The organism is Streptomyces palmae (assembly GCF_004684805.1).
GTDB lineage: Bacteria > Actinomycetota > Actinomycetes > Streptomycetales > Streptomycetaceae > Streptomyces > Streptomyces palmae.
Genome location: NZ_SRID01000154.1, coordinates 1 through 15,223, shown reverse-complemented (window position 1 = coordinate 15,223; position 15,223 = coordinate 1). Strand labels below are relative to the sequence as shown.

Below are 15,223 nucleotides of genomic sequence, written 5' to 3'. Positions count from 1 at the left end.
ACCCCCTCCCGCCCCCGAGCGGCCGGTCCGCCGCCCGATCATCGGCTGGCGGCCGGCCGCCTCGGGCCCGCGAGGCTCGGTCGTGTCGGCGCCGCGCCGGGCCCGCGTCCGGTCTTCGGCGGCCGGCCGCCTCGGCCCGGGGGCAGACCCGGGCGCGCGTTCAGTCCTCGGCGACCGGGACCGGCACGGTCAGGCGCCGGTCGGCGAGGCTGCGGCCGACCTCTGCCGTGTACGTGCCGGGGATCCGCCGCCAGCGGCCGGTGGTACGTCCCGTGTCCGGCCCTTCGCCGCCCTCGGCGGGCAGCGTCTCGGCCCAGTACTCGGCGGCTCGGGCGGGCACCGGGATCCGGACCTCGGCGCAGTCGCCGGGCTCGGCCCGGACCGAGGCGAATCCGGCCAGTCGACGGGCCGGTCGCTCCACCGCCGCACCGCCCGCGCCTTCGTCCCCGCCCTCCGGCACCGCGAGGTAGAGCTGCACCACCTCGCGGCCGGGACGGGCCCCGGTGTTGCGCACCCGGACGGTGACCGCGCCCAGCCACTGCGCGCCATCGGCCCCGGCGGGCTCGAAGGCGGCCGACTCATAGGCCCATTCGGTGTATCCCAGCCCGTGCCCGAACCAGTACGCGGGCGTGCTCCCGGCCCGTTCCCAGGCCGGGTAGCCGATGAAGACCCCCTCCGTGTAGGGGAGTCGCCCCTCGCGCGGCGCCACCGTGCGCACCGGTGCGTCCGCCAGCCGTGCGGGCCAGGTGGTGGGCAGCCGGCCGCCCGGTTCGGCCGCCCCGAGCAGCACCTCGGCGAGCGCGGCCCCGGCCTCCTGGCCCGGGAACCAGCTCAGCAGCACCGCCGCGACCCGCTCGCGCCACGGCATCTCCACCGGGGCGCCGGAGTTGACCACCACCACGGTGCGGGGGTTGGCCGCGGCCACCCGTTCCACCAGCTCGTCCTGGCGGCCCGGCAGCCGCAGATCGGTGCGGTCGAAACCCTCGCTCTCCACCCGTTCGGAGGTGGCGACCACCACCACCGCGGCGTCGGCCGCCGCCGCCCGCGCCGCGGCCTCCTCGATCAGCTCCGCCGGGTCCCGCTCGGGCTCCCGGTGCAGCAGCGCGAAGCCGATCGCCCGGACCGGCGCGTCCTCCGGGGTGGCCACCACGCAGCGCAGGCTGACCTCCACCGGCTGACCGGCGGCCAGCTCGATCCCGCCGCGCCGTACCGGGGAGCCGAAGAACGCCTCGAAGGGGTCGGGGTGCTCGGCGCCCTGCTCCCCCTCGTACAGCGGCCGGCCGGCCACGGTGAGCCGGAAGCCGCCCAGCCCCCGGGTGCCGAAGGAGTGCTCGCCGCCGACCCGCGGGGTGAAGGTGCCGTAGGTCTCCACGCTGTGGATGTCGTCGAAGGACACCCCGGGCGGCAGGTCCCCGCCGAGCCAGCGCAACTCGCCGCCCGGCAGCGACTGGTCACCGAGGACGCGGCCGTCCCGGGCGCGGACCCGGGCGCGCAGCTCGAAGCCGGCGCCGGCCACCGTGAGTTCCTCGCCGAAGTCCGCGCCCACCGCGTGGTCCAGCAGCACCTCGGTCGGCAGCGCGGCGCGCAGTCCGTCCAGCGGGGAGACGACGCGCTCCGGGAACACCTGGGCGGAGCCGCCGCCCAGCACCCGGGCGTCCCGCGCGGCGGCGCCGATCAGCGCCAGGCTGCGGATCCGGCCGGGGTCGATCGGCAGCGCCGGCTCGCCACCCGGCGCCACCGGTTCGTTGCGCAGCAGCACCAGGGAGCGCCGGGCGATCTCGCGGGCCAGCTCCGGGCCGTCCACCGAGGCCGGCAGCTCGGCGGCGGCCACCGCGGGCGGCGCCCCGGCCAGCGCCCCGGTGCGGGCGGCGAGCAGCAGCACCCGGCGCACCGCCCGGTCCACCTCCTCCTCGCCGACCCGCCCGGCCCGTACGGCGGCGGCCAGGGCGGGCCCGTAGACGCCGGCCGGGCCGGGCATGGCGATGTCGAGGCCGCCGCGCAGCGCCCGTACGGTGTCCCGGGCGGCCAGCCAGTCGGAGACGACACAGCCGTCGAAGCCCCACTCCCCGCGCAGCACCTCCTGGAGGAGCGGCCGGTGCTCGGTCATGGTGGTGCCGTTGACCGCGTTGTAGGCGGCCATCAGCGCCCAGGGCCGGGCCCGCTCGACGATGAGCTCGAAGGGGGCCAGATACAGCTCGCGCAGCGCCCGCGGGTCCACGCGGTTGTCGACGGTGAAGCGCTCGGTCTCGGCGTCGTTGGCCACGAAGTGCTTCACGGTGGCGGCCACTCCGCCCTCCTGCACCCCGGCGACACAGCCCGCGCCGATCTCCCCGGTCAGCCGGGGATCCTCGCTGTACGCCTCGAAGTGCCGCCCGCCCAGCGGGGAGCGGTGCAGGTTCACGGTGGGCGCGAGCAGCACCCGCACCCCCTTGCGGCGCGCCTCCTGGGCGAGCAGCCGCCCGGCGCGGCGGGCCAGCTCCGGGTCCCAGGTGGCGGCGAGCGCGGTGGGGCTGGGCAGCGCCACCGAAGGGTCGTCGGCGCTCCAGCGCACCCCGCGCACCCCGATCGGGCCGTCCGACATCACCAGCGACTCCAGGCCGATCGCGGGGACGGCGGGCAGCGACCACATGTCCTGTCCGGCCAGCAGCCGGGCCTTGGTGTCCAGGTCCAGCCGGGCCAGCGCGCGCTCCACGGCCGCCGTCCGGGCCGCGTCCGGGGCCCCCGCCCGGGTGCCGTCCCGCAACCGGGCGGCGGCGCCGTCCTCCATCCGCTCCACCATGGCCGTACCTCCTCGTCATCGCACCGCCGGACCGCCGGGAGCCCGGTTCTCGCCGAGTTCATCCAGCCACCGGACCGCCGGCGGGCGATCCGCCGGAAGCTGTCTCCCCGTCATATCTCCACGCCGCTACGGCACATGCGGCCACCGGCGCGTTCATGGCCCGTCCATCCTCGACCCGAACCCCTGTGGACCGGTAGGTTTCGTTACCCCTACGTTATGAATAATGTCGTACGGTCTGCTCACGAACGCGATCGAAAGGCGGATCGGCGATGACACGGACCACGGGCGGCAGGCGGGGCGAGGGCCGGCGCGCGGAGATCGTCCGCTCGGCACTGGAGGTCATCGCCGAGCGCGGCTACCGGGGTGCCACCCTCTCGGCGGTCGCGGAGCGGGTCGGCCTCACCCAGCAGGGGCTGCTGCACTACTTCCCGACCAAGGAGGCGCTGCTGGTCGCCGTGCTCGCGGAGCGCGACCAGTGGGACACCGGCTCGGCCCGTCGCGGGCAGGGCGAGCCCTGGCCGCTGGACCTGCTCAGCGCCCTGGTCGAGTACAACGCCATGCGGCCGGGGATCGTGCAGACCTTCTCGGCGCTGCTCGGCGAGAGCGTCACCGACCACCACCCGGCGGGCGAGTTCTTCCGCCGGCGCTATGACCGGGTCCGGGCGGACATGGCGGACACCCTGCGCGGCGAGTTCGGCGACCGCCTGCCGAGCGGCCTCACCCCGGAGGCGGTGGCCCCGCTGCTGGTCGCGGTCTTGGACGGGCTCCAGTTCCAGTGGCTGCACGACCCGGAGCGGGTGGACATGCCCGCGGTGTTCCGGAGCTTCGTCGCCCTGCTGGGCGGCCCGGTCGAGGAGCGCGCCGACCGGGCGGGCGCCGAGCATGCCGCCGGCCCCGCCCGACCCGGGTACGCCACCGGCCCCGCCCGGCCCGAGCGGCACGGCACGCCCGGCGCGGCCGGCGCGGCCGGCCTCTGACCGCGCGGGGCCGGTCCCCGGTTCAGTCCGTGGCCTCGCTGACCAGCGTGATGGCGCGCTCCTCGGCCACCAGCACCTGGGGCAGCGGCAACCCGGAGACGGACTCCAGCCGCAACAGGGTGCCCTCCACCCGCGCCGCCCCGGCGCCGAAGCGGGTCCCCTCGCCGGACTCGGGGGCCCGCTCGACGTTGGCCCAGCGGTGCGAGCGCCCGTCGCAGACCGCCCCGATGGTGCCGCCGATGCTCTGCCGCTCCCCGCCCTGGACGAGCGTGGAACCGATCATCACGGGCCCGGTCAGCGCGGGGCCACCGCACCGGTAGGTGCCGGACAGCAGGATGGAGCCGCCCTCGGCGAGACGGCCGACGCTGTCGATGGTCAGGGCGTTCGGGGGCGCCGAGGCATCGGCGTGCGGCGGCACGGCCAGGGCCAGCAGCGCGGCCGAGAGGGCGGCAGCGACGGTGTAGCGGGGGTGCATGGCGTACCTCCATGAGTACGGGCGTGGCTCAGGACGCTCGTACGGGTACCGGGCCGGGCGCACCGGCGGCGGGACCCTCACCCGCCGGGTGGCGTGTCACCGCGGCGTACGGCCCATCGACCCCGCGCGCCGCCACGCCCTTGCCGCCTCACGGCACCCTCGGCAGCACGCCCGCCGATCCGCACGGCCGACCCGGCAACCCGGCCTCATCCCCCGCCACCTCACGGCAGCACGCGCCCACCGGTCCGCACGGCCGACCCGAGCGGCGCACAGCCCGCACGCCGGTCGCGGCCGGCGGCCCGCCCGAACCCCGGCACGGCCCCACTCCCCGCCGCTCACGGCGGCACCCCCGCACGCCCACCGGTCCGCACGGCCGGCCCCGCGCCGTCAGCCCGCGCGGCGGTCCTCGCTCGCGGCGTGGTCGTACGCGTCGCGGGCGTCGAGCAGTTCGTCCCAGTGCTCCCGGGTCCAGGCGCAGGCCACCGCGAGCGGGCCCAGCAGGCTGCGGCCCAGCGGAGTCAGTTCGTACTCCACGTGCGGGGTGGCCTCGGCGTAGACGGTGCGCTTGACCATGCCGTCGCGCTCCAGGGAACGCAGCGACTGGGTGAGCACCTTGGGGGTGACGCGGGCGAGCGGCACGCGCAGTTCGGAGAACCGGCGCGGTCCGTGCTCCAGGCAGGCGAGGATGAGCGCCGCCCATTTGTCGCCGAAGCGGATCGGGTTGTACGAGGACGGGCACAACTCGTCGAACATGTCGGCGGGTAGAGGTTCCCTCATTCCCTCACGATAGCCGGTATCCCCGGGGTAACCAGGGCCCCTTCTAGTCTCGGCCCACCGGTCGGGCACAGGGCCCCGACCCTGGTGAGAGGCGGTTTCCCATGAACATCGTGGTCTTCGGCGCGGGCGGCCGAGCCGGGCGGCGGGCGGTGGCCGAGGCACGCCGGCGCGGCCACCAGGTCACCGCCGTGGTGCGCGACCCGGCACGCCACGGCCATCTGACGGACGTACGGGTCGTGGCGGGCGATGTCACGGATCCGGCCGGCGTCGAGCGGGTGGCCGCCGACCACCAGGCCGCGATCAGCGCCGCGGCCGACCTGTCCGCGGCGCCGGACGCCTTCTTCACCGGCTCCGCCCGCGCCCTGGCCACCGGACTTCCGGCGGCGGGGGTGAACCGGCTGCTGGTGGTCGGCCTCGCGTCGGTCATGCCCGGGGCGTCCGGGAAGCCGCTGATGGACGAGCCCGGCTACCCGAGCGAGTACCGCTCCTTCTGCCTGGGCCACGCGGCCGGCCTGGAGGAGCTGCGCCGCCACGACATCGACTGGGCGTACGTGGCCCCGGCCGGCGACTTCGACCACGAGGGCGGGCGCAGCGGCCGGTACCGGGTCGCCGAACACGCCGACGCGGCCAGCCGGATCAGCTACCCGGACTTCGCGATCGCGCTGCTGGACGAGATCGAGACGCCCCGCCACCGCCGGACCGCCGTCAGCATCCGGGAGTCGTGACCCCGGTGGGGCGGGTGCCGCCGGTGCGGCGCGTCCGCCGGGGCGGGGGCGCTACGGCCGGCCGCTGAGCGCGTCCGCCGGGGCGGCGGGCTCGCCCGCCGGGGCCGCCGGGTCCAGGTCCGCGTCCTCCCCGGTGAGGTCGCGGACCAGCAGGGTGGCGCCGGCCACCGCCCCGGGCATCAGCAGCACCGCGACGAAAGGGATGAGGAAGAGCAGGGTCAGCGGCACTCCGAAGCCCAGGGTGAGCATCCGGCGTCCGCGCAGCATCCGCAGCCGCGCCTTGAGCAGCACCCCGCGCCGGGCGAGCGCCACGGCGGTCAGCTCCTCGGCGAGGAAGAAGCCGGAGACGCAGAAGCCGAGGGCCGGGATCAGGGTCTGGCCGATGAACGGCAGGAAGCCCAGGGCGAAGAGCAGCACGGCCCATATCGCCACCCGGATCACCAGGGCCAGGCCCTCCCGTGCCCCGATCAGCAGTTCCCGCCACAGCGGCAGCCCCGACTCGGGCGCCGTACCGCCCACCGAGAGGTCGACCCGCTCGGACAGCGACTCGTAGAAGGGCTGCCCCACCAGCAGGGTGACCGCGGTGAACGTGATCACGGCCAGCAGCAGGCTGGTGCCCACCAGCAGCACCGCCAGCGCGCCCCGGAACAGCCCCACCCAGGGATGGGACCAGTCGTCGGCGAACGGAGTGGCCCACGCGACGATGTCGTCGGTCCAGAAGAACAGCGCGACCAGCGCCGCCACGTACCCGACGAGGGTGATCAGGGCGGGGAGCATCCCAAAGCCCCACCAACGGCGGTGCCGGGCCACCCAGCGCTGCCCCTTGACCAGATAACCGAAACCTGCCGCAAGATCACGCATGGCCCGCAGCCTAGACGCTCCGCCGGGGAGGGTCCTGGCCGCGGGTCGATGGTGGCCGGAAGCGCGCTTCCCCTGGACTCCGTCCGATAGGTGTCCCCGGTGCTCCTGGAGGGGCGCGGCCCGGTCAGTCGGCGAGGCTCACGACCATCTTGCCGGTGTTGGCACCGCGCAGCATGCCGAGGAAGGCGTCCACGCCGTTCTCGATGCCCCGCACCACGGTCTCGCGGTAGTGCAGGCTGCCGTCGCGGATCCAGCCGCCCACCTCGGCCGTGAACTGCGGGCGCAGCGCCTGGTGGTCGTTGACCAGCATGCCCTGGATGCGCAGCCGCTTGCCGATGACCTGGGCCAGGTTGCGCGGCGCCGGTGACGGCTCGGTCTCGTTGTACTGCGAGATCATGCCGCAGACGGCGATCCGGCCGTGCACCTTCATGCAGCCGATGGCGGCCTCCAGGTGCTCGCCGCCGACATTGTCGAAGTAGACGTCGATGCCGTCCGGGGCGGCTTCCGCCAGTTGGTCGGCGACCGGGCCGCTCTTGTAGTTGAACGCCGCGTGGAATCCGTACTCGTCCAGCAGCAGCCGGACCTTCTCGTCCGAGCCGGCGCTGCCGATGACCCGGGCGGCGCCCTTGAGCCGGGCGATCTGGCCGACCTGGCTGCCGACCGCACCGGCCGCCCCGGAGACGAAGACGGTGTCGCCCTCCTGGAAGGAGGCGACCTCCAGCAGTCCGGCGTAGGCGGTCAGTCCGGTCATGCCCAGCACGCCGAGGTAGGCGGAGAGGGGGGCGGCCTTCGGGTCCACGACCACGCTGTGCCCGGCGTCCAGCAGCGCGTACTCGCGCCAGCCGAGTCCGTGCAGCACATGGTCGCCGACCGCGATGCCCTCCGCCTCGGAGGCGATGACCTCGCCCACCGCGCCGCCGTCCATCGGCTGGTCCAGCCGGAACGGCGGGACGTAGGACTTCACATCGTTCATCCGGCCGCGCATATAAGGGTCCACGGACAGGTAGAGGTTGCGGACCAGGATCTGGCCCGGGCCGGGCTGTGCGACCGGAGCCTCGCGGAGGGCGAAGTCGGCCGGTACCGGCCAGCCCTGCGGGCGGGCGACCAGGTGCCATGCGCGGCTGGTGGCGGGAATCTCGGACATGGGGGACACCTCCTGATGATCCACCCAGTAAGACAACCATGCCGAGCGGTCGCTCGCCCGGCCGGCGCCGCACCCCGCGGGAGGTCCGTGAACGGAGAGATCCGCGCGCCGGAGGTGAGCCGGCGTTGCGTACCGCGCCCCGGCCCGTAACCGGAGATCGGGCCCGGCCGGACACCGCGCCCCGGCCCGTGAACGGAGGGATCCCGTACGGTGCCGGGCCCCGCGGGACACGGCGCCCCGGCCCGTACCCGAGGAGGCCCCGTGCCCTGGGCGAACCCCGCCGCGCGGCGGGAATTCACCCAGGGGCCCCGCTCCGGTGGACGGGCCTGGCGGCCGTCAGGCCAGCTTGGCGGTGAGGGTGATCGTGGTGCCGGTCAGCGCCTGGCTGACCGGGCAGTTCTTCTTGGCCTCCTCGGCCGCCGCGGCGAAGGTCGCCTCGTCCACGCCCGGCACCGTGCCCTCCACCGTCAGATGGATGCCGGTGATGCCGGTGCCGGGCTGGAAGGTGACGTCCGCCTGGGTGACCAGCTGGGTGGGGGGAGTACCCGCCCCGGTGAGGCCGTGCGAGAGGGCCATGGAGAAGCAGCTGGAGTGGGCGGCGGCGATCAGCTCCTCGGGGCTGGTCTTGCCGTTGGCCTGCTCGGCGCGGGACGGCCAGGACACCGGCTGCTCCCCGATGCCGGAGGAGTCGAAGGTGACGGTGCCCTGACCCTCCATCAGGCTGCCGGTCCAGACGGTGTGGGCGGTGCGCGTCGTTGCCATGCTCGAAGCCTCCTGTGTGACGTACGACCTGTGGTGTTGCGTCTCGATCATCCGGCCGGGGCGGCCGAGCCTGCCGGCGCGACCCGCCCGGAGATCATTGAGAGCCTATGTTCCAGGCGGTGATGACGGGGCGTCCGTGCTCGGTTCCCAGTCGAGCGAGCGCCCCGGTGTCCAGTCGGAACAGCGCCCCGGCGGCGGGCGGCAGCCCGAGTCGGCGCGCGGTGAGCACCCGCAGGAAGTGCGAGTGGGCCACCAGCACCACGTCCCCGCCGTCCGCCTCCGGGTCCAGCAGCGGCGCGACCTTGGCCAGCACCCGGTCGGCGCGCGCCCCCACCTGCTCGGGGGTCTCCCCCGGGTGCTCGGCGCCGCCCGGGGCGACCCCGTCGGTCCACAGCTCCCAACCGGGCCGCTCCCGGCGGATCTCGGCGCTGGTGACCCCCTCGTAGCCGCCGTAGTCCCACTCGTGCAGCTCCGGCTCGATCCGGGCGGTGTCCAGTCCGGCGAGACGGGCGGTGTCCCGGGCCCGGGTCAGCGGACTGACCAGGACCTGGGCCGGCTCGCGGCCGGCCAGCAGCGGGCGCAGCGCGGCGGCCTGCGATTCACCGCGCGCGGTGAGCGGCTTGTCGGTCCAACTGGTGTGCCGGCCGTCCCGGCTCCACTCGGTCTCGCCGTGCCGCACCAGCAGCAGCTCAGCCACGGGCGTCGGGACCCGCCGCGCCGGGCTCCCGGCCCGCCTCGGCCTCGGCGACGGAGGCCCGCACCTGGTCCATGTCCAGGGCCCGGGCCTGGCCGATGACGTCCTCCAGGGCCTGCTCGGGCAGGGCGCCGGGCTGGGCGAAGACCGCGATGTTCTCGCGCACGATCATCAGCGTGGGGATCGACCGGATCTCGAAGGCGGCCGCCAGTTCGGGCTGCGCCTCGGTGTCGACCTTGCCGAAGACCAGGTCCGGGTGGCGCTCGGCCGCCTTCTCGAAGACCGGTGCGAAGGAGCGGCAGGGGCCGCACCAGGCCGCCCAGAAGTCGATCAGCACGAAGCCGTCCTGGACGATCTCGTCGAAGTTGTCCTTGGTGAGTTCAACCGTGCTCATGCCTGGCTTCCTTCGGTGGGGGTGGGGCCGGCGGTGCCCGGCCGCGTCAACCACCCGCGGCCGGGGCGTATTCCCGTTGTCTCACAGGCCGCCGGTGTAGAGCAGCAGCGGGGGCGTGCCGCTGGCGGCGCCGTTGCGGGTGGTGTCGATTCCGGGGGTCGCGTTGCCGGTGAGCCAGTGGGCGAGGGTGTCGGAGGGGGTGTCGCCGTGCGTGTCCTTGTAGAGGGCGGCGACGCCGGTGGCGAACGGGGCGGCCATCGAGGTGCCGCTCAGCTCGCGGTACCCGCCACCCGGGAAGGCGGAGCGGATGTTCACCCCGGGGGCGCTGAGCGCCACGCACTCGCCCCAGTTGCTGAACGCCGCCTTGCGGTCCCTGCGGTCGACGGCGCCGACCGGGAACGCGCCCCGGGCCCCGGACGGCGAGACGGTGCAGGCGTCCACGTCCCCGTTGCCGGCCGCCACGACCGGGAACACCCCGGCGTCGGCGAGGCCCTCGACGGCGCGGTCCACCGCGGCCGACTTCGGGCCGCTCATGGAGAGGTTGGCGACCGCGGGCGGGCGGGCGTGCTCGGCGACCCAGTTGATGGCGGCTATCAGGGCGGAGTTGGAGGCGGCGCCGGCGCAGTCGAAGACCCGTACGGACACCAGGTGGGTCTGCCGCGCGACCCCGACGGTCCTGCCGCCGACGACGCCGGCCACATGGGTGCCGTGGCCCGCGCAGTCCTGGGCGCCGCGGCCGTCCTGGACGAAGCTGACGCCGGTTTCGGCCCGGCCGCCGAACTCCGGGTGGTTCAGCTCGATGCCGCTGTCGATGATGTACGAGCGGACCTTGGCGCCGGTCGCCTTGACGGAGTAGCCGGTGCCGCCGGGCTCCCGGTGGTTGATCCGGGTCAGCCCCCAGGGCACCCTGGCGCCCGGCGCGCCGGCCGTGGCCCCGGTGGCGCGGCCGGGGGTGGACACGCTCGCCGAGTCGGACTCCCGCGGCAGGCTGACCGTCGCGTCCTGCTCCACGGCCACCACTCCGGGCCGCTGGCGGATCATCTCCACCTGGGAGGGGTTGAGCCTGGCGGCGAAGCCGCCCCGGGCCCGGCCGTAGGTGTAGAGCGGTGTGACGCCCGTCCCGGTGGTGACCCTGGCCGGGGTCACCCCGGCGGCGAGGGAGACGATGTACTGCCCGGGGATGGCGCCGTTCACCTGATCGAGCGGTGCTGGGCTGGGCCGGGCCGCGGCCGGTCCTGGTCGCGGTGGTGCGGCGTGCGCGGGGGCGGTGGTGGCGGGAAGGGCTGCTATCAGCGCGGCGGCAGCCGCCAGAGGCAGGGACGGGCGCATCTGCGGATCCTTCACTGTCGGGGGCGCCGAGACGGTCTCAGCACTTCCTGCCTATCGATGAACCCGGGCGGCGGCATGGGCGGTTAGGCCAACCGGCGGCCACCTGGCGGATCGGGCGCATGGGGCCGTCTTGCGACAGGAGTCCACACAACGGGACATACGGCCATTCGAGTGTCATTTCCGCACCCAACGGAGATCACGGTCGTTCACAACACGACCGTCCCTTACTGACAGATACGAAAAGGGGAGATCGTGAAGCGACTCTCGAAAGCCGTCATTCTGACCGCCACCGCGGGTGCCACCGTCCTCGGGGCCGCGGGCGGCGCCCTGGCCCACGGCGGCGGTCACGAAGGCAACCGCACCACCACCACCCGGACCACCCACCACGAGCACACGGGTGCCCTGGCCAAGGGCGCGGCCGCGCACTCGCCCGGCGTCCTCAGCGGCAATGTGATCGAGGTCCCGGTGGACGTGCCGATCGAGGTGTGCGGCGACACCATCAGCGTGATCGGCGTGCTGAACACCTCCGCGGGCAACGTCTGCATCGAAGAGTGACCTCCGGCCCTCCCGGCCGACCGGAGCGGCCGTCCCCCACCGGCGGGACGGCCGCTCCGGCATGTGCTCCATGTGCTGCCCGCCGGCGCCCGCGCCGAGGTCTCAGGGGGTCACCAGGGTCACCTCGCCGGCCTTGACGCCGGCCCACACCCGGACGCCCTCGGCCAACCCCAGTTCGGCCGCCGTGGTCGGGGAGACCTCCGCGACCAGGTCAGGGATCCCGGGGAAGCCGACCAGCACCCGCAGCCGGCTGCCCAGCGCGGTGATCTCGCGGACGGTCCCCGGCCAGGTGTTGCCCGGGCCGCCGGCGGGCCGGTCCCGGTGGAGCGAGACGGCTTCCGGGGGGATGATCGCCAGTCCGGGCGCACCGGCCGGCAGCGGTTCCGCGGCCACCAGATGGGGCCCGTCCGGCGCCAGGGCCAGGCCGTTCGCGGTGGTGCTGCCCAGCCAGGCGTTGCGGCCCAGCATCCGGGCCACCCACGGGGACCGGGGATGGCGGCCGACCTCGGCGGGCGTGGCGTCCTGGAGCACCCGGCCGTCCTCCAGCACCAGGATGCGGTCGGCGAGCGAGACGGCCTCCACCGGGTCGTGGGTGACGATCAGGCAGACCCCGCCGAAGCCGTTCAAATGCCGGCGCAGGGTGTGCCGCACCTGGGCCCGGGTGGTCTGGTCGAGCGCGGCCAGCGGCTCGTCGAGCAGCAGCAGCCGGGGGCGTACGGCCAGGGCGCGGGCCAGGGCGACCCGCTGGGCCTGGCCACCGGAGAGCTGGGCGGGTCGGCGGTGGGCGAGGTGGCCCACGCCGAGGCGGTCCAGCCACCGCTGGGCGCGCCGCCGGGCCTCGGCACGCGGTACGCCCCGGGCGCGCAGCCCGTAGGCGGTGTTGCCCAGGGCGCTCAGGTGCGGGAAGAGCGCACCGTCCTGCGGCACCCAGGCGACCTGCCGCCGGTGCGGGGGCAGGTCGGTGGCGTCCAGTCCGCCCAGCCGCACTCGGGCGTGCGCCTGGTCGCTGAGGCCGAGCAGGGCCCGTAGCAGGGTGGTCTTGCCCGCGCCGTTGGGGCCGACCACCGCGATGGTGGTGCCCGGCTCGGCGTCCAGGGTGAGCCGGTCGAAGCCGGTCAGCTCGGCGTGCAGCGGCCAGCGGTCGGCCGAGGCGTCCTCGCCGAGCGCGGAGCCGGCGGCCTTGAGGGGGTGGGTGTCGGGGACGCCGAAGTCGGCGGCGTCATACGTCCCTTCTCCCGCGGTCCGATCCTGGCGCCGCGCCGGTCCGTCCGCCACGTCCGGCGCCGCTTCCCGGGCGGCACCCCGCGCCGGGCGGCGCTGGGCGGCGTCGCGTGCCGTGCCGATGAACCGCCCGCGCAGCGCGACCAGCACGGCCATGGCGATGGCCAGCAGCAGCAGGGAGACCGAGGTGGCGGCCTGCGGTTCGGTCTGGAGCAGCAGATAGACCTGCAGCGGCAGGGTCTGGGTGGTGCCCGGCAGATTGCCCGCGAAGGTGATGGTGGCGCCGAACTCGCCCAGCGCCCGGGCCCAGGTGAGAGCGGCGCCGGCGAGCAGCCCCGGGGCCACCATGGGCAGGGTGACGGTGCGGAAGACCCGCATCGGTGAGGCGCCCAGCGAGGCCGCGGTCTCCTCGTACGCCGGCCGCAGTCCGGCCAGCGTGCCCTCCAGACTGATCACCAGGAACGGCATGGCCACGAAGGTCGCCGCCAGCACCGCGCCGGAGGTGTGGAACGGCAGGGTGATCCCGAAGGTGTCCTCCAGCCAGGGGCCCAGCAGCCCGCGCCGGCCGAAGCCGAGCAGCAGCGCCACCCCGCCCACGGTGGGGGGCAGCACCATCGGCAGCAGCACCAGGGAGCGCACCAGGGCCTTGCCGGGAAAGCGCCCCCGGGCCAGCAGCCAGGCCAGCGGCACACCGAGCAGCAGCGACAGGACGAGCGCCCAGCAGGAGACCACCAGCGAGAGCCGCAGGGCCTCGGTGACCCCGGGACGGCCGAGGTGCTCGCCCAACTCGCCCCAGGAGGTACGGCTCAGGATGCCGATCAGTGGCAACAGCAGGAAGGCGATGGCCAGCAGGGCGGGGAGCGCGAGCATGACCGGGGTGCGCGGGGCGCCGGGGCGGGTGCGTCTCATCGTGGTTCCTCGGCTCGCCGCCCGGTCACGGCTGCTGGAATCCGGCCGCGCGCAGGATCTTCTGCGCCTTGGGACCGCTCAGCCAGTTCACGAACGCCTGGGCTTCGGCGCCGTGCGGGGAGTCCTTGAGCGCGGCGGCCGGGTAGGAGGCGACGGCGTTCTGCGCGTCGGGGATGGCCACCGCGTCCACCTTGCCGGGCACGCTGTCCGCGTCGGTGGCGTACACCAGGCCGGCGTCGGCCTCGCCGAGCTCGACCTTGCTCAGCACGGCGCGCACGTTGGGCTCCTCGGAGACCGGCTTCACCCGGATGCCCTGCTTGTCGAGGATCTGCCGGCTGTAGCGGCCCACCGGCACCTCGGGGGCGGCCAGCACCACCGCGAGCCCGTCCTCCGCGAGGTCCCCAAGCCCCCGCACCTTCTCGGGGTTGCCCTCACCGACGGCGATCACCAGGCGGTTCCTGGCGATGACGGTCGGCTTGCCGGTGTCCGCCCCGAGTCCGTCCATGGTCTTCTCGTCCGCGGTGACCAGGGCGTCGGCCGGGGCGCCGTTTCGGACCTGGGCGGCGAGCTCCTGCGAGCCGGCGAAGGAGAAGGCCACCTTGGTGCCCGGGTGCTCCTTCTCGTACGCGGCCCCCGCGGTCTTGAAGACATCGCTGAGCGAGGACGCGGCGAGCACGGTCAGCCTGACCCGCGAACCGGCCCCGCCGTCCGCCGTGTCCTCGCCGCTCCCGCAGCCGGCGGCGAGCGGGGCGAGCAGTGCGGCGGCGAGCACCGCGGTGGCGGCGCGCCGTCGGTTCAGGGGGCGGGGCATACGGGATCTCCTCGGGGCGGACGGCGCGGACCGTGCGAGCCGCGCCGTGGAGGGCGCGGCGCTCGCGGAAACGCGGGGGGTGTCAGGTGCGGTCGACGTGCACGTTGGTGGACTTCACGCGGGCGGTGGCCTGCATCCCGACCTCCAGCCCGAGCTCTTCGACGGCCTCTCTGGTGAGCAGCGAGACCAGCCGGTGCGGCCCGGCCTGGATCTCCACCTGGGCCGCCACATCGCCGAGCTTGACGGCGGTCACGATGCCGGCGAAGGCGTTCCGGGCCGAGGTGTAGGGCTCCTCGTCCTCGCCGGTGGCGGACTGCGCGAGCTCGACGGAGAACGCGGCGAGGTCCCGACCGTCGATGAGGCGGCGGCCGGTCTCATCGCGGTGGGTCGCGACCCTGCCGGCGTCGGCCCAGCGCCGGGCGGTGTCCGGACTGACCCCCAGCAGACGCGCCGCCTGCCCTATCGTGTACTGCTGCATATGCGGCACCTTAGGTCGTATCAGTTCGCAGATACAACCGTCTCCCGCGATATCCCTGGCACCTGCCAACGGCCCTGACGGCCCGGCGAGCGACACGTCACCCGGCGGCACGTCATCCGGCCCCGCGTCATCCGACCCCGCGTCACCGCCGGGGCCCGCGTCACCGCCGGAGCCGGAGCCGGATCACGGCCGCCCCGCTGAGGCCGGTCCAGCCGGGTCCGGGCCATCCATATGCCGCGAAAACGATGCGCGTCCGGCGCCGTCCACCGAGTGTGGTGAAACGGCATCCCCCGGAACCGCCCCGGCACTCCCCCGCGCACACCCGACAGCCG

At 75.0% G+C, this 15,223-nt stretch carries 15 protein-coding genes; 3 read left to right on the top strand and 12 right to left on the bottom strand.

Annotated features, from left to right (window positions below; translation table 11 throughout):
* Positions 1–160: 160 nt before the first annotated feature.
* Positions 161–2,779 (bottom strand): beta-glucosidase family protein, encoded by a 2,619-nt coding sequence (locus E4099_RS17340; RefSeq protein WP_245244932.1) that lies wholly within the window; start codon positions 2,777–2,779, stop codon positions 161–163.
* A 269-nt stretch (positions 2,780–3,048) separates the two neighbouring features.
* Here E4099_RS17340 and E4099_RS17335 point away from each other — a divergent pair, with 269 nt between their 5' ends.
* Positions 3,049–3,756 carry a TetR/AcrR family transcriptional regulator gene (locus E4099_RS17335; RefSeq protein ID WP_135339982.1) on the top strand — a complete coding sequence of 236 codons (708 nt, stop codon included), beginning with the start codon at positions 3,049–3,051 and terminating at the stop codon, positions 3,754–3,756.
* A 22-nt stretch (positions 3,757–3,778) separates the two neighbouring features.
* Here the strand turns inward: E4099_RS17335 and E4099_RS17330 are convergent, their stop codons facing one another.
* Positions 3,779–4,231 carry a DUF6299 family protein gene (locus E4099_RS17330; RefSeq protein ID WP_135339981.1) on the bottom strand — a complete coding sequence of 151 codons (453 nt, stop codon included), beginning with the start codon at positions 4,229–4,231 and terminating at the stop codon, positions 3,779–3,781.
* A gap of 387 nt (positions 4,232–4,618) precedes the next feature.
* Positions 4,619–5,008, bottom strand: coding sequence for a winged helix-turn-helix transcriptional regulator (locus E4099_RS17325; protein ID WP_135339980.1), 390 nt, complete (start codon positions 5,006–5,008; stop codon positions 4,619–4,621).
* A 101-nt stretch (positions 5,009–5,109) separates the two neighbouring features.
* Between E4099_RS17325 and E4099_RS17320 the strand changes: the two genes are divergently transcribed.
* Positions 5,110–5,733, top strand: a complete 624-nt coding sequence (locus E4099_RS17320; protein WP_135339979.1) for an NAD(P)-dependent oxidoreductase — start codon at positions 5,110–5,112, stop codon at positions 5,731–5,733.
* Between the two features lie 51 nt (positions 5,734–5,784).
* Here the strand turns inward: E4099_RS17320 and E4099_RS17315 are convergent, their stop codons facing one another.
* From E4099_RS17315 to E4099_RS17290, 6 genes are all read right to left on the bottom strand, one after another.
* Complete coding sequence (locus E4099_RS17315; RefSeq protein WP_135339978.1) at positions 5,785–6,594, bottom strand: EI24 domain-containing protein; 810 nt, start codon at positions 6,592–6,594, stop codon at positions 5,785–5,787.
* 124 nt (positions 6,595–6,718) lie between these two features.
* A complete protein-coding gene (locus tag E4099_RS17310) occupies positions 6,719–7,738 on the bottom strand; it encodes an NADP-dependent oxidoreductase (protein WP_135339977.1) in 1,020 nt (339 codons plus the stop codon).
* Positions 7,739–8,074: 336 nt separating this feature from the next.
* Complete coding sequence (locus E4099_RS17305) at positions 8,075–8,500, bottom strand: OsmC family peroxiredoxin (RefSeq protein ID WP_135339976.1); 426 nt, start codon at positions 8,498–8,500, stop codon at positions 8,075–8,077.
* A gap of 94 nt (positions 8,501–8,594) precedes the next feature.
* Positions 8,595–9,197, bottom strand: coding sequence for a histidine phosphatase family protein (locus E4099_RS17300; protein WP_135339975.1), 603 nt, complete (start codon positions 9,195–9,197; stop codon positions 8,595–8,597).
* On the bottom strand, positions 9,190–9,588 hold the full coding sequence (gene trxA / locus E4099_RS17295) for a thioredoxin (protein ID WP_135339974.1): 399 nt from the start codon (positions 9,586–9,588) through the stop codon (positions 9,190–9,192). Before trxA ends, E4099_RS17300 begins: the two co-directional genes overlap by 8 nt.
* Before the next feature lie 81 nt (positions 9,589–9,669).
* A complete protein-coding gene (locus E4099_RS17290) occupies positions 9,670–10,917 on the bottom strand; it encodes a S8 family peptidase (RefSeq protein ID WP_135339973.1) in 1,248 nt (415 codons plus the stop codon).
* A gap of 252 nt (positions 10,918–11,169) precedes the next feature.
* On the opposite strand from E4099_RS17290, the gene E4099_RS17285 reads away from it, so the two are divergent.
* Entirely contained in the window at positions 11,170–11,472 is a 303-nt protein-coding gene (locus E4099_RS17285) for a chaplin (RefSeq protein ID WP_135339972.1), read from the top strand.
* 102 nt (positions 11,473–11,574) lie between these two features.
* Here E4099_RS17285 and E4099_RS17280 read toward each other — a convergent pair whose 3' ends face one another.
* The 3 genes from E4099_RS17280 to E4099_RS17270 all read right to left on the bottom strand — a co-directional run bounded on the left by E4099_RS17280 (position 11,575) and on the right by E4099_RS17270 (position 14,891).
* The gene (locus E4099_RS17280) at positions 11,575–13,602 is read right to left on the bottom strand and encodes an ABC transporter permease (protein WP_135339971.1); all 2,028 of its coding nucleotides are present in this window, start codon (positions 13,600–13,602) and stop codon (positions 11,575–11,577) included.
* A gap of 25 nt (positions 13,603–13,627) precedes the next feature.
* Positions 13,628–14,413 carry a molybdate ABC transporter substrate-binding protein gene (gene modA, locus E4099_RS17275; RefSeq protein ID WP_135339970.1) on the bottom strand — a complete coding sequence of 262 codons (786 nt, stop codon included), beginning with the start codon at positions 14,411–14,413 and terminating at the stop codon, positions 13,628–13,630.
* An 82-nt stretch (positions 14,414–14,495) separates the two neighbouring features.
* Positions 14,496–14,891, bottom strand: coding sequence for a TOBE domain-containing protein (locus tag E4099_RS17270; protein WP_135339969.1), 396 nt, complete (start codon positions 14,889–14,891; stop codon positions 14,496–14,498).
* Positions 14,892–15,223: the final 332 nt, after the last annotated feature.